The sequence below is a fragment of the Pseudonocardia sp. McavD-2-B genome (assembly GCF_024124365.1).
GTDB lineage: Bacteria > Actinomycetota > Actinomycetes > Mycobacteriales > Pseudonocardiaceae > Pseudonocardia > Pseudonocardia alni.
Genome location: NZ_JAMXSG010000083.1, coordinates 1 through 20015 on the forward strand (window position 1 = coordinate 1; position 20015 = coordinate 20015).

19 protein-coding genes and 1 pseudogene are annotated in these 20015 nt (G+C 74.6%); 15 read left to right on the forward strand and 5 right to left on the reverse strand.

The window, feature by feature from the left end:
• The 5 genes from NH602_RS13370 to NH602_RS13390 all read right to left on the reverse strand — a co-directional run.
• Window positions 1-629 (reverse strand): DUF917 family protein (locus NH602_RS13370; RefSeq protein ID WP_253067991.1); only part of this gene is annotated, 629 nt, incomplete at its 3' end.
• Between the two features lie 18 nt (window positions 630-647).
• A complete protein-coding gene (locus NH602_RS13375) occupies window positions 648-1781 on the reverse strand; it encodes a DUF917 domain-containing protein (protein WP_253067992.1) in 1134 nt (377 codons plus the stop codon).
• Window positions 1778-2854 (reverse strand): DUF917 domain-containing protein, encoded by a 1077-nt coding sequence (locus NH602_RS13380; protein WP_253067993.1) that lies wholly within the window; start codon window positions 2852-2854, stop codon window positions 1778-1780. Before NH602_RS13380 ends, NH602_RS13375 begins: the two co-directional genes overlap by 4 nt.
• Entirely contained in the window at window positions 2851-4443 is a 1593-nt protein-coding gene (locus NH602_RS13385) for a hydantoinase/oxoprolinase family protein (protein WP_179760150.1), read from the reverse strand. Before NH602_RS13385 ends, NH602_RS13380 begins: the two co-directional genes overlap by 4 nt.
• A gap of 68 nt (window positions 4444-4511) precedes the next feature.
• Window positions 4512-5849 carry a cytosine permease gene (locus tag NH602_RS13390; RefSeq protein ID WP_179760149.1) on the reverse strand — a complete coding sequence of 446 codons (1338 nt, stop codon included), beginning with the start codon at window positions 5847-5849 and terminating at the stop codon, window positions 4512-4514.
• Window positions 5850-5990: 141 nt separating this feature from the next.
• Here NH602_RS13390 and NH602_RS13395 point away from each other — a divergent pair, with 141 nt between their 5' ends.
• The 15 genes and pseudogenes from NH602_RS13395 to NH602_RS13470 form a co-directional block, all read left to right on the forward strand.
• Entirely contained in the window at window positions 5991-6983 is a 993-nt protein-coding gene (locus NH602_RS13395) for an LLM class F420-dependent oxidoreductase (RefSeq protein WP_253067994.1), read from the forward strand.
• 11 nt (window positions 6984-6994) lie between these two features.
• A complete protein-coding gene (locus tag NH602_RS13400; RefSeq protein ID WP_374210166.1) occupies window positions 6995-7909 on the forward strand; it encodes a site-specific tyrosine recombinase XerD in 915 nt (304 codons plus the stop codon).
• A 130-nt stretch (window positions 7910-8039) separates the two neighbouring features.
• Window positions 8040-8909 (forward strand): type IV toxin-antitoxin system AbiEi family antitoxin domain-containing protein, encoded by an 870-nt coding sequence (locus tag NH602_RS13405; protein ID WP_253067996.1) that lies wholly within the window; start codon window positions 8040-8042, stop codon window positions 8907-8909.
• Between the two features lie 127 nt (window positions 8910-9036).
• Window positions 9037-9708 (forward strand): DUF4097 family beta strand repeat-containing protein, encoded by a 672-nt coding sequence (locus tag NH602_RS13410; protein WP_073575216.1) that lies wholly within the window; start codon window positions 9037-9039, stop codon window positions 9706-9708.
• Between the two features lie 190 nt (window positions 9709-9898).
• The gene (locus NH602_RS13415) at window positions 9899-10792 is read left to right on the forward strand and encodes a ParA family protein (RefSeq protein WP_073575215.1); all 894 of its coding nucleotides are present in this window, start codon (window positions 9899-9901) and stop codon (window positions 10790-10792) included.
• Between the two features lie 2 nt (window positions 10793-10794).
• Window positions 10795-11658, forward strand: a pseudogene (locus NH602_RS13420) (ScpA family protein); the annotation flags it as partial.
• 400 nt (window positions 11659-12058) lie between these two features.
• A complete protein-coding gene (gene scpB, locus NH602_RS31915; protein WP_308292836.1) occupies window positions 12059-13345 on the forward strand; it encodes an SMC-Scp complex subunit ScpB in 1287 nt (428 codons plus the stop codon).
• A gap of 5 nt (window positions 13346-13350) precedes the next feature.
• Entirely contained in the window at window positions 13351-14112 is a 762-nt protein-coding gene (locus NH602_RS13435; RefSeq protein WP_100877411.1) for a pseudouridine synthase, read from the forward strand.
• Entirely contained in the window at window positions 14112-14474 is a 363-nt protein-coding gene (aroH, locus tag NH602_RS13440) for a chorismate mutase (protein ID WP_073575213.1), read from the forward strand. Before NH602_RS13435 ends, aroH begins: the two co-directional genes overlap by 1 nt.
• A 39-nt stretch (window positions 14475-14513) precedes the next feature.
• Window positions 14514-15251 carry a (d)CMP kinase gene (gene cmk, locus NH602_RS13445; RefSeq protein ID WP_253067997.1) on the forward strand — a complete coding sequence of 246 codons (738 nt, stop codon included), beginning with the start codon at window positions 14514-14516 and terminating at the stop codon, window positions 15249-15251.
• Entirely contained in the window at window positions 15248-15943 is a 696-nt protein-coding gene (locus tag NH602_RS13450; protein WP_073575211.1) for a 1-acyl-sn-glycerol-3-phosphate acyltransferase, read from the forward strand. Before cmk ends, NH602_RS13450 begins: the two co-directional genes overlap by 4 nt.
• 83 nt (window positions 15944-16026) lie before the next feature.
• Complete coding sequence (gene der / locus NH602_RS13455; RefSeq protein ID WP_179762784.1) at window positions 16027-17439, forward strand: ribosome biogenesis GTPase Der; 1413 nt, start codon at window positions 16027-16029, stop codon at window positions 17437-17439.
• Window positions 17439-18413, forward strand: a complete 975-nt coding sequence (locus tag NH602_RS13460; RefSeq protein WP_218899205.1) for a zinc-binding dehydrogenase — start codon at window positions 17439-17441, stop codon at window positions 18411-18413. The genes der and NH602_RS13460 overlap by 1 nt, the downstream gene beginning before the upstream one ends.
• 59 nt (window positions 18414-18472) lie before the next feature.
• Window positions 18473-18706: a hypothetical protein gene (locus NH602_RS13465; protein WP_253067998.1), complete on the forward strand. Its 234-nt coding sequence runs from the start codon at window positions 18473-18475 to the stop codon at window positions 18704-18706.
• Between the two features lie 26 nt (window positions 18707-18732).
• Window positions 18733-20015, forward strand: a 1283-nt coding sequence (locus NH602_RS13470) for an AAA family ATPase (RefSeq protein ID WP_253067999.1), incomplete at its 3' end; no start/stop codon positions are given.

The window sequence follows — 20015 nt, forward strand, 5'->3', positions numbered from 1 at the left end:
CCCAGCCCCAGCGCGCGGCCCAGCGTGCCCAGGCAGGCGTCGCCGAGCGCGGCCGCAGCCGGCGCCGGCGCCATCACGGCCCCGGCCCAGCCACCCGCCTGGGCGACGAACGCGCGCACGGTCAGCTCGGTCGACACCGGGTCCCCACCGTCGACGACGACGGTCTGCCCCGCCGGCTCGGCCAGCGCCATCGGCGTCACCGCACCCCCGGCGACGACCCGGGTCAGCTGGTCGACCCGGGGCAGCGCGCGCCCCATCAGGTCGGCGTCGACCAGCGGCAGCCCCAGCTGGTGGGCCAGCGGCAGCGGCAGCACCCCGTTCAGGCCGGCCGCCTCGAACGGCATGACCGCGGCCGGGGTGACCCCGGTCCAGCGGACCAGCGCGCGCACGGCCGCGGGCAGCTCGTCGCCCGAGGGCAGTTTCTCGCCCAGCACCCGGGTGCCGCCGAGCATCCCGACCGGCAGCACCGGGGCGTCGCCGAGCTCGGCGGGGGAGTGCAGCCGGACCGGGCCCGCCACCAGCACCGAGCGCAGCACGTGGGCGTACACCCGGGCGTCGCCACCCCCGCCGGAGCCCAGCAGCAGCACCCCGGTGACGAGGGCGTCGACGTCGCCTGCGGTCACCTCCACGACGGGGATGCTGCCAGGTCAGACCCGGTCCGCGGCGCCCGCTCCCCGCGGGACCGCGGTCTCCAGCGGCACGAACGGCACGTCCAGCCCGAAGCAGGCCGGCCCGAACACCGCGAGGGCCTCCGGCGTGCGCATCATGTCCGGCGTCGAGATCCCCACCACGACGACGCGCTGGCCGTAGCGCAGCGCCTCGGTGGTGATGGGTTCCCCGGACTCGGCCTCCAGCACGCAGATGAGGTCCGGGACGACCGCGACGGTGGTGTCGTCGACGGTCGCGACCAGGGTCTCGTTCTGGAAGACGGTACGGAGCTCGGAGCCGCCGTCGAACGCGGTGAACCGCGCGGTGCCGCGGGCGAACCCGTCGACGGTGCGCCGCTCGACGTCGGAGACCTTGCCGGCGAACAGCACCCGCAGGTGCCGGTACAGGGTCGGGGCGAGGGCGTCGGCGATCGCCCCGACCGGGTCGCCGAGCTGCTCGCGTGCCTCCCGGATCGCCCGGCCCAGCCGCAGCGCCAGGGTGAGGGTGTGTGGGATCGCGGTGCGGCGCACGTCGGCGCCGGACATCGGGTACTCCGCGATCAGCGCCGACCCGCCCATCCGGATGGCGGCGCCGCGCGCCAGGTGCTCCATGCGGTGGTTGTCGGTGCCGGTGTCGATGAGCACCGACTCGCCGTGGTCCCCGGCGACGACCATCGGCGACCCGGGCACGCCGTACACCCCGAAGGTCTCCATCTGCAGCTCCGGGAACGCCCGGCCCATGCCGTCGCCGTCGATGACCGGAAGCCCGGTCCGGGCCGCGACGACCAGCGGGATCATCGAGTTGATGCCGCCGCACTCCATCGGGATGGTCGCGTCGGCGGTGCGCCCGAGGTGCTGCTCCAGGCGGCGCAGGGCGAGCACCGGCTCGTCGCCGCGGGGGATCTTCTCGATCATCACCGTGGGCGCGCCCATCATCGCCGTCGCGATGACGAAGAGGTCGTCGGGCAGGTCGGCGGGGTCGGCCGGGTCGAGCACGGTGACGGGTCCGTACTCGCGCATCGCCTGCTCCACCATGAGGCGCCCGATGTAGGGGTCCCCGCCGCCGCCGGTGCCGAGCAGCGCGGCGCCGCGGGCGAGGTCGGGCAGGTCGTCCGGGGTCAGGGTCCAGGTCATACCGGTGCTCCGTCCGTCACGGTGTCGTGGACCCGCACGGGGTCGGTGTCGTAGCCGAAGTACCGCGGTCCGACGACGGCGATCGCCTCCGGGGTGTGCCAGCGCGGGTCCGCGGGGGCGGCGAGCACGCTGACCCGGTGCCCGAAGCGCAGCGCCTCGGTGGTCACCGGCTCCCCGGTCGCGGTGTCCAGCACCATGATCAGGTCCGGGGTGGTGACGACGGTCGTGCCGTCGACCTCGGCGATCAGGTGCTCGTTCTGGAACCGCAGGACACAGCCGCCGGACAGCGTCGCCGTCCCGCGGGCGAACCCCGTGGTGGTGCGCCGCTCGACGTCGACGACCTTCCCGGTGTGCACGACCCGCCCGCCGACCACGGTGGCGGCCGCCGCGACCGGGTCGGTGAACCCGGCCCGGGCCCCGGCGATGGCGCGCCCGATCCGCACGCAGAGCCCGAGGGTGCCGCGGATCATCGTCTCCCGCGCCCGGGCGCCGGTCATCGGATAGTTCGAGATGATCGCGGTGCAGCCCATGGTGATGGTCATGCAGCGGGCGAGGTCCTCGGCCCACTTCGCGGTCGGGCAGCCCAGGATGCCGGTGTTGCCCTGCTCATCGGTGATCGACATCGGGGTGGCGGGGACGCCGGCGACGCCGGGCAGCACCATCTGCAGCTCGGGGAACGCCCGGCCCATGCCGTCGCCGTCGACCAGCGGCAGCCCGAGCATCGCCGCACCGGCCACCGGGATCGTGGAGTTGATGCCACCGGCCTCGATGCACGCCACGTGGGTGGGCGTGACCCCCAGGTGCGCGGCGAGCGCGGTGACCGCGCGGCCGATCTCGTCGTAGGCGGGCAGTTTCTCGACGCTCACCGTCGGCGCCCCCATCTGCGCGACGACGAACACGGCGGCGTCGTCGGGCAGGTCGGCGGGGGCGACGAGCGGCACGGGACCGTGCTCGCGCAGCGCCCGCTGCGCCAGCAGCCGTCCGAGGTAGGGGTCGCCGCCACCGCCGGTCCCCAGAAGCGCCGCGCCCCGGGCGAGCGCGGGCAGGTCCTCGGCGGTCAGCAGCGCCGTCACCGGGTCACCGTCCGCTCCAGGCGCAGGTCGCCGACCGCCTTCGCGCGGATGCGGGTCGCGTTGCCGGGCAGGTAGGGGATGGGGACCTCGTCGAAGTCGACGAGCGCGACCGAGCCGGGGTCGGCGCCGGAGGCGACCGCACGGTCCACGGCCTCCTGCTTGGCGGCGTCGACGACGGCGTCGCGGCGGCCGGGCTCGATCGCGTACACCCGGTCGACCTCGCCGCCGACCTGCGCGATCGCCGCGCCGATGGCGTTGGCGACGGCGAAGTTCTCCGGGCGGTGCACCGCGCCCAGCCCGGGGAACGCCTCGGGCAGCAGCACCGAGCCACCGCCGACGGCGACCACCGGCAGCGGGTCGGCGGAGATCCGCATCCGGTCCACGACGTCGGCGACGTCGGAGGCGATCCGGTCCAGCGCCGCGGTCACCAGCTCCCGGGACAGCCCGGCGACCAGGGAGCGGTCGCCGATGTCGGCCCGGCCCGCCGCGACGGCGATGTCGGTCGCGGTCAGGGTGTCGCCGCCGAACACCAGTGCCCGCTCGGTGAGCCGGTAGCCGACCGAGTCCGGGCCGACGGTGGGCCCGTCGGGCCGTTCGGGGGAGCCGGTGCGGACCAGGGAGCCGCCGCCGATGCCGACGCTGAGCACGTCGGGCATCCGGAAGTTGGTGCGCACCCCGGCCACGCTGACCTCGACGGCGGCCTCGCGCGGGAAGCCCGCGGTCAGCACGCCGACGTCGGAGGTGGTGCCGCCGACGTCGACGACCGCGCAGGTGCCCAGCCCGGACAGCACGGCGGCGCCGCGCATCGAGTTCGTCGGGCCGGAGGCGAACGTCGCCACCGGGTACCGACGGGTGTAGCCGACGTCCATCAGGGTGCCGTCGTTCTGCGACAGGTACAGCGGTGCGGTGATGCCCTGGCCCTGCACCGCCCCGGCGAGCGCGTCGACGATGTGCGCGGCGAGCTCGCGCAGCGCGGCGTTGACGATCGTCGCGTTCTCCCGCTCCAGCAGCCCGACCCGGCCGATCTCGTGGGACAGCGAGATCGGCACGTCCGGGCCCAGCTCCTCGGCGATGATCTCCGCGGCGGCCAGCTCGCACTCGCTGGTCACCGGGGAGAACACCGAGGAGATCGCGACCGAGCGGACGCCGTGGGCGGCCATGTCCGCGGCGTGGCGGCGCAGCTCGTCCGGGTCGAGCGGGGAGATGCGGCGGCCGTCGAACTCGTGGCCGCCGTGGGCGAGGTAGCCGCGCCCGGCGATCGCGTCGACCAGCCGCTGCGGCCAGTCGACCATCGGGGGCAGCGCCGCGGTGGCGGGCAGGCCCAGGCGCAGCGCCGCGGTGGGGGCGAGCCGACGGGCCTCGACCAGGGCGTTGACGAAGTGCGTCGTCCCGATCATCACGGCGTCGACGTCGGCGGGGGAGAACGGGTGGTCGGCCTGCAGCCCGGTGAGCGCGCCGACGATGCCGGAGGTGACGTCGTCGGTGGTCGCGGACTTGACGGCGGCCAGCACCCGGACACCGCCGGACGGGGCGTCGTCGAGCAGGACGGCGTCGGTGTTGGTGCCGCCGACGTCGATGCCGATACGCATGGAGTGCTCCTTCGGTGGTGCCGCGCCGCCCGCCCGTGACGTCACGGGCGGGCGGCGCGGAGTGCGGGTCAGGACGTGACGGCGGGGGTTGCGGCCCGGCCCGGCGCCTCGGTGCGGCTGACACCGATCCCGCGGAGCAGCCCGAGCCGTCCGGCGACGACGTAGAGCACGAAGGCCGCCACGATCGAGTTCACGCTGGGCAGTCCGGCGTCGACGAGACCGCCGAGCAGGGCCGACGCGGCCCAGACGGCCAGCGTCGCCGGGACCCAGGTCGGTGAGGTGGCGGGCAGCGCACCGGTGGCCCGCGCCGCCTCCAGGTCACCGCGCCAGCGCTTCACCACGAAGTACTCGGCGACCATGATCCCGGCGATCGGCGGGAACACCACGCCCAGCACCGACAGGAACCCGGTGAACAGGTCGAGGATGCCGCCCGCGGCCAGCAGCGAGCCGACCACGCCGAGCGCGAGGGTGACCATCGGGCGGCTCACGGTGCGCCCGAGCACGGTTCCCGCGAAGTTCACCACGCCCAGCCCGGACGAGTAAAGGTTCCAGTCGTTGATCTTGAGGGTGCCGAGGATGATGATCAGCGTCCCGACCCAGCCGACCGACGACGTGACGATGGTGATGATGTCGTCGGAGCGGATGGCGTGCGCCAGCAGCACACCGGACATGCCGATCACGTACTCGCCGAGGGTGAACCCGACGACGGTCTGCTTGACCACGTCGGCGGAGGTCCGGTTGAACCGGGTCATGTCCGGGGTGATGATCGCCCCGACGATGAAGCCGCCCGCGACCAGCGTCGTGCCCTCGACCAGCGAGATCGACGGCCCCGGCGGCGGGCTCGCCATGAGCGCGCCGAGGTCGTGGCCGAGCAGGGCGCTGCCGATCGACCAGCCGACCAGCACCAGGAACGCCGGCACGGTGATGTAGGCGACCCACTGCATCGAGCCGAAGCCCCACAGCACGATCATGGTGACGACCAGGCCGAACACCAGCGACCACGCCCAGACCGGCAGCCCGCCGATCAGCGTGACCAGGCCCTCGGCCGAGACCCCGGACTGCACGCCGAACCAGCCGACGAGGCTCACCCCGATCGCGACGCCGATCAGCGCGCTGCCGCCGTGGCCGAAGCCGGTCCAGCGGGCCAGCAGCGAGGTGTTCAGGCCCTCCTTGCAGCCGATGATCCCGACGCCGATCGAGACCAGCTCCAGGATCACCGCGCCGAGGGTGAAGGCGAGAAAGGCGTCCCAGAACCCCATCCCGAACCCGAGTGTCGAGCCGAGCAGGAACTGGCTCAGGGCCGACACCTGCCCGAACCGCTGTACCGCCACGCTCCACCACGAGTACCGGGCGTGCTCCGGAACCCTGGTCAGGGCGTAGTCGTCCGTACCGACCCCACCGCTCATCTCGGTCTCCTCTCGGCTGGTTGCGAGAACGGTAGGTGCAGGTCAGAGCCCGGTCACGGGGCGATGTGCCCGGTCTGGGGCCGACCACTGTGCAGACTGCCCTTACGGGTCGCCGCGCGACGGACGTCCTAGGCTCGGCGCATGCGTTTCGGACTCTTCGTGCCCCAGGGCTGGCGTCTCGACCTCGTCGGCATCGACCCCGCCGCCCAGTGGGACGTGATGCGCGGCCTCGCCGAGCACGCCGACCGCGGCGACGTCTGGGAGTCGGTCTGGGTGTACGACCACTTCCACACCGTCCCCGCGCCCACCGACGAGGCCTGCCACGAGGCGTGGAGCCTGATGGCCGCCTTCGCCGCGACGACCGAGCGGGTGCGGCTCGGCCAGATGTGCACCTGCATGGCCTACCGCAACCCCGCGTACCTGGCGAAGGTCGCCGCCACCACCGACGTCATCTCCAAGGGCCGCGTCGAGATGGGCATCGGCGGCGGCTGGTACGAGCACGAGTGGCGCGCCTACGGCTACGGCTTCCCCCGGCCCGGCGAGCGGCTCGGCATGCTCGACGAGGGCGTGCAGATCTTCGCCCAGGCCTGGCGCGAGGGCCGGGCCACCCTGAACGGGAAGCACTACACCGTCGACGACGCCATCGTCGCGCCCCGCCCGCTCCAGGACGGCGGCATCCCGCTGTGGATCGCCGGCGGCGGCGAGAAGGTCACCCTCAAGATCGCCGCGAAGTACGCGCAGTACACCAACTTCGACGGCACCCTCGACGGCTTCCGGCACAAGTCGGCGCTGCTCGCCGACCACTGCCGCGACGTCGGCACCGACTACGACGCCATCGTCCGCTCGGCCAACTACAACGTCGCGATCGGGCACACCGAGGCCGAGGTGGAGGAGCGGCTCGCCCGGCTCGTCGCCCGGCTGGAGCCGATCGTCGGTGCGGAGAAGGCCCAGGGCGCGCTGGGTGCGTTCCGCGGGATGCCCGGCGTCGGGACCCCGGAGCAGATCGTGGAGAAGCTCTCCGCGCTGCAGGCCGTCGGCATGAGCTACGGCATCTTCTACTTCCCCGAGGCCGCCTACGACCGGTCGGGCATCGAGCTGTTCGAGCGCGAGGTCGTCCCGGCCCTGCGGGACTGACGGTGCCGACCGTGCGCCGGGTGGCCGAGGACTACCTCGACCACCTGGCCGTCGAACGGGGACGGGCGCAGAACACCCTCCGCTCCTACCGGCTCGACCTCGGGCGCTACCTCGACCACCTCGACCACCTGGGACGCGCGGAGCTGACCCAGGTGGCCGAGGCCGACGTCGCCGCGTTCGTCACGGCGCTGCGCACGGGGGAGCGCCCGCTGGCCGCGTCCTCGGCGGCGCGGGCGCTGGCCGCGGTGCGCGGGCTGCACCGGTTCGCGCTGTACGAGGGGCTGACCCCGACCGACGTCGCGGCCGGGGTGGCGCCGCCCGCGCTGGGCTCGCGGCTGCCGTCCGCGCTGACGGTCGACCAGGTCGACCAGCTCCTCGCCGGCTGCGTGTCCGACGGACCGGTCGGGCTGCGCGACCGGGCCCTGCTGGAGCTGCTGTACTCCACCGGCGCCCGGATCTCCGAGGTCGTCGGCGCCGACCTCGACGACCTGGACCCGGACGCGCGGACGATCCTGCTGCACGGCAAGGGGAACAAGCAGCGGATCGTGCCCGTCGGGCGCCCCGCGCTGGCCGCCGTCGACGCCTACCGGGTCCGGGCCCGGCCCGACCTCGCCGGACGGGGCACGGGCAGCCCGGCGCTGCTGCTCAACGCCCGCGGCAACCGGCTGTCCCGGCAGAGCGCCTGGCACGTCCTGCGCGCCGCCGCCGAGGCGTCCGGGCTGCCCGGCGACGTCGTCGCCGCGGTCTCCCCGCACACCCTGCGGCACTGCTTCGCCACCCACCTGCTCTCCGGCGGCGCCGACGTACGGGTGGTGCAGGAGCTGCTCGGGCACGCGAGCGTCGCGACCACGCAGATCTACACCCACGTCACCGTCGACACGTTGCGCGAGGTCTACGCCACCGCGCACCCCCGCGCCCGGGGGTGATCACGGATCGGGCACCGTCCCGGTCGCCCACCGACGCGTCCGGTGCCCGATCCGTGATCACGCGTTCGCGTTCGCGACGGAGGGGTCCGGTTCCGGGGTGGGGGGCGGCGCCGGTGGGCAGGGTGGCCGGATGGAGCTGTGGGAGCTGCTGCGTGCACAGGCCGGTGTGGTGACGACGACGCAGGCCGTGGCCTGCGGGGTCCCGGCCCGGTCGGTCTACCGCCGGGTCGCAGCGGGCCACTGGTGGACCCCGCTGCCCGGAGTCCACCACGACCGGACGCATCCGTACGGCCCCGAGGCCCGGCTGCGCGCGGTGTCGTTCCGGGCGGGTCCGGACGCGGTGCTGCACGGGCCGGCCGCGGCCTGGTGGCACGGGATCCTCGACGCCGCCCCGGTCGTCGCCGGGGTGACGGTGCCGCGGCGGACCCGTCGCGCCGTGCGACCCGGGGTGCGGGTGCGCCGCCGGGACCTGCACCCGGCCGACCGGGGTGTGCGCCGCGGTGTCGGGGTGACGGCGCGGCCACTCACCGTGCTGGAGACCGCCGTCGCGCTGCCGGACGGCGCCGCGCTCCTCGACCGGGCGCTGCAGCGCGGGATGATGTTCGGTGCGCTGCACGCGGCCTGGTGCCGGATGACCGGGGCCACCGGCGCGCCCCGGGCACGGGAGCTGCTCGTCGCCGCGGGGGACCGGGCCGGGTCCGGTGCCGAACGGCGGTTGATGCGTGTGCTGCGGGAGGCCGGTCTGACCGGGTGGGTACGGGCCCACCGGGTCGGCCCCTACGAGCTCGACCTCGCCTTCCCGGCCGAACGGGTCGGCGTCGAGTTCGACGGGTGGGCGTGGCACAGCGACGTCGCGCGGTTCCGCAACGACCGGCGCAAGGGCAACGTCCTGGCCGGCCACGGCTGGACGATCCTGCGGGTGACCTGGCACGACCTCGACACCGCACCCGGGCGGGTGGTCGCCGAGATCCGCCGCGCACTCCGGCTCGCCACCGGGTGATCACGGATCCGGCACCGTCGGAGTCGGTGAGCGACCGGATCGGTGCCCGATCCGTGATCGTGGGGGCGGCGCTCGGCGTGGGACGGCGAACGACTACGTTCCGGGGCCCATGCGGTACGGAGCGTGGGTGACGGCGGTCGTGGCGGGACTCCTCCTGGCCGGATGCGGTGGTGCCGCCGCCGGGCAGGAGCAGCAGCAGGCGGTGAACGAGCCCGTCGACGGGACGGTCACCCGGGTCGAGGTCGACTCCGACGCCGGGGCGCTGCGCCTCGTCGCGGGGGAGAAGGCGTCGGTCGAGCAGGACCTGCGGTGGACCGGCGACGCCCGCCCGCAGGTCGAGCAGAAGGTCGACGGCGGCGTCCTGCGGGTCACCGTCCGCTGCCCGGACCAGGGCGGCGACCGCTGCCAGGCCGGTCTCGTGGTGACCGCGCCCGCCTCGTCGTCGGCGCTGGTCGACCTGCGTGCGGGCGGCATCGAGGTCCAGGGACTGACCGGGGCGCTGGACCTGACGTCGTCGGCGGGCGAGGTCAGCGCCACCGGTGCCGGACCGGGCGACGTGCGGGCGAGATCCAGCGCCGGCGCGGTCGAGCTGACCTTCGCCGCGGCGGCCGCGGACGTGACCGCGGAGTCCAGCGCCGGCGGCGTCGAGATCCGGGTCCCGGTGGGTCCGGCCTACGAGGTGACCGCCGAGACCTCCGCCGGGTCGACCGAGGTCGGCGTCCCCGACCAGCCCGGTGCCGACCACCGGATCACCGCGAAGAGCAGCGCGGGCGGGGTCTCGGTCCTGCCCGCCCGCTGAGGCGCGACACGCCGGGGCGCACCGTCGGCCGGACGGCGCCCGCCCGCAGGTAGGGTGACCTGGAAATCCATACCGCGACGTGGCCCGACGGGGACGTCGCCGCACGTGGGGACATCTCCTGCAGTGCGGTCTCAGGCCCTGACCGGGACCCGGGACCCGGCACGGTACCCGCGACGAGACCGGAGACCGCATGAACCCGACGCGGCCGGAGGCCCAGGGCAGGCCCGACGACCCGAGCGACGAGCCGACGCCGGATCACGGGCGAGGCACCCAGACCACCAGCGCGCGCGCTCCCGAGCCCGCACCGCTGTCGGTGCACGGCCCGGCCCGCGTGATCGCGGTGGCGAACCAGAAGGGCGGCGTCGGGAAGACGACGTCGACGATCAACCTCGGGGCCGCGCTCGCCGAGTACGGCCGCAGGGTCCTGCTCGTCGACTTCGACCCGCAGGGCGCGCTGTCGGTGGGCCTCGGCGTGCAGCCCCACCAGCTCGAGTCCACCGTCTACAACCTGTTGATGGAACGCGGCGTCGAGGCAGACGAGGTGCTCCAGGACACCGGCGTCGAGAACCTGGACCTGCTGCCGTCGAACATCGACCTGTCGGCGGCCGAGGTCCAGCTCGTCACCGAGGTCGGCCGGGAGCAGGCACTCGGCCGCGCCCTCAAGCGGTTCCTGCCCGACTACGACATCGTGCTCATCGACTGCCAGCCGTCGCTGGGCCTGCTCACGATCAACGCGCTCGCCTGCGCCGACGAGGTCCTCATCCCGCTGGCGTGCGAGTTCTTCTCGCTGCGCGGCGTGGCACTGCTGATGGACACCATCGACAAGGTCACCGAGCGGCTCAACCCGGACCTGCGCCTGCTCGGCGTGCTCCCGACGATGTTCGACACCCGCACGCTGCACACCCGCGAGGTCCACGACCGCGTGGTGGAGGCGTTCGGGGACAAGGTGTTCGACGCCGTCATCAACCGGACGATCAAGTTCCCGGAGACCACGGTCGCCGGGGAGCCGATCACGACGTGGGCGCCCACGTCGTACGCCGCGGAGGCGTACCGGATGCTCGCCCGCGAGGTCATCGCCCGGTGACGCTGCTCGCCGACGGTGCTCCCGAAGGTCTGGGCGACGGTCTCGACGACAACGACGTCGCCGCGCCGCGGGCCCGTCGTTTCACCGTCCGGCTGTACAACTTCGAGGGCCCGTTCGACCTGCTGCTGCAGCTGATCGGCAAGCACGAGCTCGACCTCACCGAGATGGCCCTGCACAAGGTCACCGACGACTTCATCGCCCATCTCACCGACCTCGGCGACGACGCCGACCTCGACGAGATCACCGAGTTCCTGGTCGTCGCGGCGACCCTGCTCGACCTGAAGGCCGCGCGGCTCGTCCCCGGCGCCGAGGTCGACGACGAGGACGACCTCGCCCTGCTCGAGGCCCGTGACCTGCTGTTCGCCCGGCTGCTGCAGTACCGCGCCTACAAGGAGGCCGCGGCGCTGTTCGTCGAGCTGGAGAACGGCGCGATGCGCCGCTTCCCGCGCTCGGTCGCGATCGAGGACCGCTACGCCGACCTGCTGCCCGAGGTGCTGCTCGGCGTCGACGCGCAGGCCTTCGCCGAGCTCGCCGCCGCGGTGTTCCGGCCGCGCCCGCCCGACGAGGTCGGCGTCGACCACCTGCACGCGGTGCACGTGTCGGTGCCCGAGCACGCGGCGATCCTGCGGGAGCGGCTCGCGCTCGCCGGGACGGCCACCTTCGCCGATCTGACCGCCGACTGCGTCGCGACGCTGGAGGTCATCGCCCGGTTCATGGCACTGCTGGAGCTGTACCGGGAGCGATCGGTGGCCCTGGAGCAGCCGGAGGCGTTCGCCGACCTGACGGTCACCTGGACCGCGGACCGCGAGGACGACCCGGTCGCCTACGCCGCCGCGCTGGAGGACGAGGCCGCGGCCGCCGAGGAGGCGGTGCGGGCGCGCAACCGGCGCCGCCGGAAGAAGAACCGCGTCGACGAGTCGGTCGCGTCCGGCCCCGGCTCCGCCCCTGACTCCGCCGCCGACTCCGATTCCGGAGCGGACCCGGAGGCTCGGGACGCGGGCCTGGACGATCCGGATACGGACCTGGACGACCCGGACGCGGACCTGGACGACCCGGACACGGATCTGAACGACCCGGACGCGGACCTCGACGATCCGGACACCGATCTGGACGACCCGGACGCGGACCTCGACGACCTCGGCGGTCCGGACTCCGACCTCGACCGACCGGACGAGGCGGATCTGGATCCCGACGGCTCGGACGCGGACCTCGACGGTCTGCACGTGCACCGTCCCGACCCCGACGACGAGAGGACCGGAACCACCGGTGACTGAGCCGGACGACCGGCCGGGCTCCGACGACCCGGAGGACCCGTCCGAGCTGCTGCGCCTGATCGGCCGCACGGTGCCGCGCAGCCCGCACGCCACCGCGTCGCCGCAGGTCGCGGCCGGCGCGGACGACCGAGCCGCTCCGGAGCCGGAGGCTACGGCCGATGGGGCCGATGGGGCCGATGGGGCCGATGTGGCCGACGGGGCCGACGGGGCCGCCGACGGGGCCGACGGGGCCGACGAGGAGGCGACGACCGCCGACGCCGAGCTCGCCCGCTCCGCGGAGCCCGCCCGGGACGCCGGGCCCGCAGCCGACACCGAGCCCGTGGCGGCCCGGCTCGCCGGCACCGAGCCGGCGGTCTCCGGACCCGTCACCACCGCACCTGCGACGCCGGGCTATCGAGACGCACGTTCCGGCCCCGCCGAGGGCGGAAACGTGCATCTCGACCGGTCCGGTGACCCCACCGCCGGCGATGCCGCCCCCTCGGACACGTCGACCGACGGTCGAGCGTCGCGAAACGGTGCTCGCAACGACGCATCCGCAACGCTCGACGTCCAGGACGACCGGTCCGGGCGGCCCGGTGGGCGCGACTCCGTCCATCCCGACCCGGCTGCCGGGCCGGACGACTCGGCTGCGCCGGAGAACGGGCCGAAGGCCCGCGGAGCAGAGGACCCCCGAGCGGAGGAACCCGGAACCCAGGACGAGCCGGAACCCGAGGGGCCCGAGTTCCACGAGCTCGCCGACGACACCGAGCTCGAGCACGCCCTGGAGGCGCTGCTGCTCGTCGTCGACGCCCCCGTCGACGAGCCGTCCCTGGCCACGGCGCTGCACCAGACGCCGTCGCGGATCCGGCAGACGCTGCACCGGATGTCGCTGGCCTACACCGCCGAACGGCGCGGCATCGACCTGCGCCGCGCGGGGGAGGGCTGGCGGTTCTACACGCGCGACCGCTACGCCCCCTACGTCGAGAAGATGCTGATGGACGGCCAGCGCGCCCGGCTGACCCGGGCCGCGCTGGAGACCCTCGCCGTCGTCGCCTACCGCCAGCCGGTCACCCGTGCACGGGTCTCCGCGGTCCGCGGCGTCAACTGCGACGGCGTGCTCCGCACCCTGCTCACCCGTGGACTGGTGGAGGAGGCCGGCACCGAGGAACACACAGGGGGGACACTGTTCCGGACGACCGAGCTGTTCCTCGAACGGCTCGGGATCTCCTCCGTGGCCGAGCTGCCCCCGCTGGCACCGCTGCTGCCCGACATCGACGCGATCGACGACCTGGAAAGCTAGGCACCATGAGCAACACACACGACCCCGACGGCGTCCGGCTCCAGAAGGTGCTGGCCCGCGCGGGCGTCGCCTCCCGGCGCGCGGCCGAGGACCTCATCGCGCAGGGACGCGTGCAGGTCGACGGCGAGACCGTCCGTGAGCAGGGCCGCCGGATCGACCCGGACACCGCAGTCGTCCACGTCGACGGCGCCCGGGTCACCCTGCGCGACGACCAGGTCTACCTGGCGCTGAACAAGCCGTTCGGGCTGCACTCCACGATGTCCGACGACATGGGCCGGCCCTGCATCGGTGACCTGCTCGCCGACCGCGTCGAGATCATGAACACTGCGCAGCGGCTGTTCCACGTCGGCCGGCTCGACGCCGAGACCGAGGGGCTGCTGCTGCTCACCAACGACGGCGAGCTCGGCCACCGGCTGATGCACCCGTCCTACGAGGTGCCCAAGACCTACCTCGCCGAGATCGAGGGCAAGATCGCCCGGGACCTCGGGCGGCGGCTGCGCGACGGCATCGAGCTCGAGGACGGCATCGCCCGCGTCGACGCGTTCAAGCTCGTCGACGCCGTCCCCGGCCGCGCCACGGTGCAGCTGGTCCTGCACGAGGGGCGCAAGCACATCGTGCGGCGGATGCTCTCGGAGGTCGGCCACCCGGTGCTGCGTCTGGTGCGGACCCACGTCGGCTCGGTCGCCCTGGGCAACCAGCGTCCCGGCAAGCTGCGGCCCCTCGACCGCGTCGAGGTGGGCTCGCTGTACAAGGCGGTCGGTCTCTGATGGCCGTGCGGGCCCTACGGGGCGCGACCCAGGTCGACGCCGACGACCGGCAGGAGATCCTCGACCGCTCCGCCGAGCTGGTCACCGCGGTCCTGGAGCGCAACGAGCTGCGCTCCGACGACATCATCTCGATCTGGTTCACCGCCACCCCGGACCTCACCGCCGAGTTCCCGGCGTACGCGGCACGGCTGCTCGGGCTGACCGACGTGCCGCTGATGTGCGCCACCGAGATGGCGGTGCCCGGCGCGCTGCCGCGGGTGCTGCGGCTGCTCGCCCACGTCGACACCCCGAAGCCGCGCTCGGCGATGCGGCACGTCTACCTGCACGGGGCGCGGGCGCTGCGCACCGATCTGCCCCAGTAGGACACCCCGCCCCGTCGTGGCGGGGGCCGACCGGCGACAATGCCGGACGCAGCAACTCGAACACGGTGGGGGAACAAGGTGGCCTTGCGGGGCGTCGTCGCGATGGACGGTCCGTCCGGGACGGGCAAGTCGACCGTCTCCCGACGGCTGGCGCAGGCCTGCTCGGCGGCCTATCTGGACACCGGGGCCATGTACCGCGCCGCGACGCTGGCCGCGCTGCGCGCCGGCCTGGGCGAGGGTGCGACGGAGGACGAGATCGCCCGCGCCGCCATCGGGGCCCGTCTGGAGTCGGGCACCGACCCGGTCGCCCCGACGATCACCCTCGACGGTGAGGACGTCTCCGGCCCGATCCGCGGCACCGAGGTGACCGGGTTCGTCTCGGCCGTCTCCGCGGTGCCGCAGGTCCGGGCCGAGATGGTCGCCCGCCAGCACGCCCTGATCCGCGCGGCCGTCGGGAGCGGCGGCGGGATGGTCGTCGAGGGGCGCGACATCGGTACCGTCGTGGTTCCGGACGCGCCCCTCAAGGTCTACCTGACGGCGTCGCCGGAGGTCCGCGCGGCGCGGCGCGGGCGGCAGGACGAGAAGGCGGGCCGCAAGGCCGACCTGCACGTCACCCTCGCCGACGTCGAACGGCGGGACCGGCTCGACTCGTCGCGCCGGGTCTCGCCGCTCTACGCGGCGGCGGACGCGCTGGTGCTCGACACCGACCGCCTGTCGGCGGACGCCGTGCTGGCGAAGCTGCGCGAGCTCGTCTCCGCGCGGGGGCTGGACGGGTGAGCCGGGCGCGTGCGCTGCCGGAGCACGCTCTCGGGTGGCTGCACGACCTCGGCCGCTGGATCGGCACCTGGCTGTGGGTCCCGTTCTTCCGGGTGCGGATCCGGCACCGGGAGCGTATCCCGGCGACCGGCCCGGTGGTGCTCGTCGCGAACCACAGCGCGTTCGTCGACGGACCGCTGCTGTTCGGCATGTTCGGGCGCCGCGTGGTGTTCCTCGTGAAGGCGGAGATGTTCTCCGGGATCGTGGGGACACTGCTGCGGTGGTTGGGGCAGGTGCCGGTGCGGCGGGACGTCGTCGACCGGCGGCCGTTGACGACCCTGCTGGAGGTCCTGCGCGACGGCGGCATGGTCGCCGTCTTCCCGGAGGGCACCCGCGGCACCGGCGAGGTCGGCAGCGACATCGGCAGGGCCCGGCAGGGCGCGGCCTGGCTGGCCCGCTCGGCATCGGCGCCGCTGCTCCCGGTGGCGGTGCGCGGCACGCACCGCCCGGCGGGTGCGGCCCGCCGCCTCCGCCCCCGGGTGGACGTGCTGGTCGGCGACCCGCTGCCGGCGCCGACGGCGCCGGGACGGAACGGCCTGGCCGCCGCGACCACCGAGGTCACGGAGGCCCTGCGGACACTGGTCCGCGAACTGGACAACGAACACAGGCAAGTGACACGGCCCGACGCGGCCGGGGACGTGAGAGAGCAGTGAGCGAGAGCAGCGAACGCGGAACGAGCCTCGGCGGGGCGTACCGCAGCGGTGTCGAGATCGGTGACGCGGCCGACCGGGCCGAGATGGACCGGCTCGGGCTGGACCCGACGGAGTTCGTGGCCGTCGACGAGGAGGGCGTCGTCACCGCGGGGATCGACCCCGACGAGACGCTGGCGACCCCGACCCTGGCCGTCGTCGGCCGCCCGAACGTCGGCAAGTCGACCCTGGTCAACCGCATGCTGGGCCGTCGCGAGGCGGTCGTGCAGGACGTGCCGGGGGTGACCCGTGACCGCGTCGTCTACGACGCGCTGTGGAACGGCCGCCGGTTCAAGCTGATGGACACCGGTGGCTGGGAGCCCGACGCCGCCGGCCTGCAGGGGTTCGTCGCGAAGCAGGCCGAGACCGCGATGCGTCTCGCCGACGCGGTGCTGCTCGTCGTCGACGCCTCGGTCGGCGCCACCGCGACCGACCAGGCCGTCGCGCGGGTCCTGCGCCGCGCCGACGTGCCGGTGATGCTGTGCGCCACCAAGGTCGACGACGACCGGCTCACCTCCGACACCGCCGACCTGTGGCGGCTCGGTCTCGGCGAGCCGCACCCGGTGTCGGGTCTGCACGGCCGCGGCTCCGGTGACCTGCTCGACGCGATCCTGGACATCCTCCCCGAGACCCCGCGTGACGACTTCGGCGCCTCCGGGGGCGGCCCGCGCCGCGTCGCGCTCGTCGGCAAGCCGAACGTCGGCAAGTCCAGCCTGCTGAACAAGCTGGCGGGCGAGGAGCGGTCGGTCGTCCACGACGTCGCGGGCACCACCGTCGACCCGGTCGACTCCCTGGTCGAGCTCGACGGCCAGGTGTTCCGCTTCGTCGACACCGCCGGCCTGCGCAAGCGGGTCAAGATGGCCTCGGGCATGGAGTACTACGCCTCGCTGCGGACGAGCTCCGCGATCGAGTCCGCCGAGGTCGCGCTGGTGCTGCTCGACGCCTCCGAGCCGATCGCCGAGCAGGACCAGCGGGTCCTGACGATGGTGGTGGAGTCCGGGCGCGCCCTGGTGATCCTGTTCAACAAGTGGGACAAGGTCGACGAGGAGCGTCGCCACCAGCTCACCCGTGAGCTGGAGCGCGACCTGATCAGCGTGCGCTGGGCGGAGCGGGTCAACGTCTCCGCGCTGACCGGGCGGTCGACCCAGCGGATCGCGCCCGCGCTGAACCGCGCGCTGGAGTCCTGGGACACCCGGGTGCCGACCGGGCGGCTCAACCAGTGGCTCAACGACCTCGTCGCCGCGACCCCGCCGCCGGTCCGCGGCGGGAAGCAGCCGAAGATCATGTTCGCGACGCAGGCGCAGACCCGCCCGCCGACGTTCGTGCTGTTCACCAGCGGGTTCCTCGAGGCGGGCTACCGGCGCTTCGTCGAGCGCCGGTTGCGCGAGGAGTTCGGGTTCGGCGGCACGCCGATCCGCGTCTCGGTCCGGGTCCGCGAGAAGCGCCCCCGGAAGAAGTGATGCGGGCCCTGCGCGGCCGTCCCGGTGCCCGGACCTGGGAGGTCGACGAGATCGACACCCCGGTCCCGGGCCCGGGGGAGCTGCTCGTGCGGGTCCGGGCGGCCGGGGTGAACCGGGCCGACCTGCTGGCGCTGGGCGGCGGCTATCCCGTCCCGCACGCCGACGACGACGGCTCGTTCACCGCGGGCATGGAGCTCGCCGGTGAGGTCGTCGACGCCGGTCCGGGCGTCACCGGTGCCCCGGGCCGCGGGCCGGGGGACCGGGTGTTCGCGTCCGCTCCCGCCGCGTTCGCCGAGTACGCCGTCGTCGACGCCCGCCGCGCCCTGCCGGTCCCGTCCGGCCTGTCCTGGACCGACGCCGCCGCGCTGCCGGTCGCGCTGGAGACCGCGCACGACGCGCTGGTCACCCAGGCCGGGTTCGGCACCGACGGCGGCGCCGTTCTGGTGCTCGGCGGCAGTACGGGGGTCGGGCAGGTCGCGATCCGGCTCGCCGCCGCGCTGGGGGCCGCACCGGTCCTCGCGACGACGACCTCGCCCGCCAAGCGCGCCGCGCTCGTCGACGCCGGGGCGGTCCCGCTCGTCGGGGTCGACGCGCTGGGCGACGTCGACGGGCCCGTCGACGTCGTGCTGGACCTCGTCGGCGGCGATTACCTGACCGCTGCCCTGCCCGCCGTGCGGATCGGCGGGACCGTCGTGCAGATCGGCCGGCTCGCCGGGCCGTCGGCGACGCTGGACCTGAACACCCTGTCCTTCCGCAGACTCCGCCTGATCGGGACCACCTTCAGCGTCCGCACCGCCGAGGAGCGGGCCGCCGTCGCCGCCGCGCTGACGCCGGTCCTCGGCCTGGTCGGCGCGGGCCGGGTGCGCGCCACCGTCGACCGGGTCGTGTCGCTGGACGACGCCCCCGGCGCCGTCGCACACCTGCGGTCCGGCGGGGCGGTCGGCAAGGTCGTGATCGAGGTCGCCGGGTCGTGACGCCGCGCCTGTAACCAGCGGCGCCGGCCCGACGAGTGCCCGGGTGTGACGGTGTCGGGGTGACGGTGTTCGAGCGGCTCTGGGTGTGGCGTGTGCGTGCCGCCTGCGAGATGGCGCTGGCCCTGTGCGGTGGCGACGAGCTCGTCGCCGACGCCCGCACCGAGGCCTCCTGGTACGCCGACCTGCTGCACCCGTGGGACGGCCGGGGTTGCGAACCCGACGCCCGCATCCACGCCTGGTTGTCGATCCTGCTCGCCCGGCGCACCGTCGCCGCAGGAACCCTGGAACGGTGACGACACCGTCACTATCGTGGCCGGGCGTGAGGGAGACCCCGGCCGAGGTGTTCCACGGCCGAGTCGCGGAGCTGGACCTGCTCGCCGATGCGCTGCGTGACGCCGTCGCCGGCGGGGCCTCGGCCGTGCTCCTCGGCGGCGACGCGGGGGTCGGCAAGACCCGGCTGGTGTCGGAGTTCGGCCGCACCGCGACGAGCGGCGGCGCGGTCGTGCTGTCCGGCCGCGCGCTCGACATCGCCGACGCCCCGCCGTTCTGGCCTGTCGTGTCCGCGCTGCGAGAGCAGTCCCGCACCCGCGGCGCGCTGGGCCGGGAGTGCGCGGCCGCGCTGTCGAGGCTGGACCGCGCCGACGGGCCGGCCGGGCGGGTCGAGATGCTGGGCGAGCTGGCCGCCGTCGTCGAGCGGGCGGCCCGCCGGGGTCCGGTGGTGCTCGTCGTCGACGACCTGCACCGCGCCGACCGCTCCACCCGCGACCTGTTCGCCTACCTGCTGGCGGCGCTGTCGTCGTCGCCGGTGCTGCTGGTCGGCACCTACCGCGACGACCCGGCCGGTGGCGTCCCGATCGACCTGCTCGGGCTCACCGGGGAGCTGCGCCGCCACCGCGGCGTGCGCTTCGCCCGGGTGGAGCCGCTGCCCCGGCACGAGCTGGCCGAGCTGGTCGCGCAGTGGGCACCGGGGCGCCACGACGTCGAGGACCTGGTGTGGCGGCACTCCGGCGGGAACGTGTTCCTGGCCCGCGAGACCGTCCGTGCCGTGCTCGACGGGGACCCGCGGGGCGTGCCGCAGACCGTCCGCGAGCTGGTGCGGGCGGGAGCCGCCGGGCTGTCGACGGGGGCGGTGGAGGTCGTGCGGGCCGTGGCGGCCGGGGTCGGGGAGGTCGAGCACACGCTGCTGGCCGCCGTCGTCGACGTCGACGGGCCGGAGCTGGCCGCGGCCGTGCGGGAGGCGGCTGACGCCGGGTTCGTCGTCGTCGCCGGTGCCGACGGCTACACGCTGCGGCACGGCCTGATGACCGAGGTCGTCTCCGCCGACCTGCTCCCCGCCGAGCGGGTCGAGCTGCACGTCCGCTACGCCACCGCGCTGCACGGCGGCCACCGCGTCCCCGGGTCGGCGGCCCGCCTCGCCCACCACTGGCAGCTCGCCGGGCGCCCGGACGAGGCGCTGGAGGCGACCCTCGAGGCGGCGCAGGAGGCCGAACGGCTGCGCGGCTACGCCGAGGCGCACCGGCACTGGCTCCGGGCGGCGACGCTGCCGGTCCCCGACGCCGTCCGCGACCGCAGCCGCTACCTGGAGCGGGCCGCGTCCGCGGC

Bases quoted from the DNA above. Each gene is read 5' to 3' on its own strand.
- NH602_RS13375 (WP_253067992.1), bottom strand. From the start codon at position 1,781: ATGACCTGGACCCTGACCCCGGACGACCTGCCCGACCTCGCCCGCGGC.
- NH602_RS13385 (WP_179760150.1), bottom strand. From the start codon at position 4,443: ATGCGTATCGGCATCGACGTCGGCGGCACCAACACCGACGCCGTCCTG.
- NH602_RS13390 (WP_179760149.1), bottom strand. From the start codon at position 5,849: ATGAGCGGTGGGGTCGGTACGGACGACTACGCCCTGACCAGGGTTCCG.
- NH602_RS13395 (WP_253067994.1), top strand. From the start codon at position 5,991: ATGCGTTTCGGACTCTTCGTGCCCCAGGGCTGGCGTCTCGACCTCGTC.
- NH602_RS13405 (WP_253067996.1), top strand. From the start codon at position 8,040: ATGGAGCTGTGGGAGCTGCTGCGTGCACAGGCCGGTGTGGTGACGACG.
- NH602_RS13415 (WP_073575215.1), top strand. From the start codon at position 9,899: ATGAACCCGACGCGGCCGGAGGCCCAGGGCAGGCCCGACGACCCGAGC.
- NH602_RS13435 (WP_100877411.1), top strand. From the start codon at position 13,351: ATGAGCAACACACACGACCCCGACGGCGTCCGGCTCCAGAAGGTGCTG.
- aroH (WP_073575213.1), top strand. From the start codon at position 14,112: ATGGCCGTGCGGGCCCTACGGGGCGCGACCCAGGTCGACGCCGACGAC.
- cmk (WP_253067997.1), top strand. From the start codon at position 14,514: ATGCCGGACGCAGCAACTCGAACACGGTGGGGGAACAAGGTGGCCTTG.
- der (WP_179762784.1), top strand. From the start codon at position 16,027: ATGGACCGGCTCGGGCTGGACCCGACGGAGTTCGTGGCCGTCGACGAG.
- NH602_RS13460 (WP_218899205.1), top strand. From the start codon at position 17,439: ATGCGGGCCCTGCGCGGCCGTCCCGGTGCCCGGACCTGGGAGGTCGAC.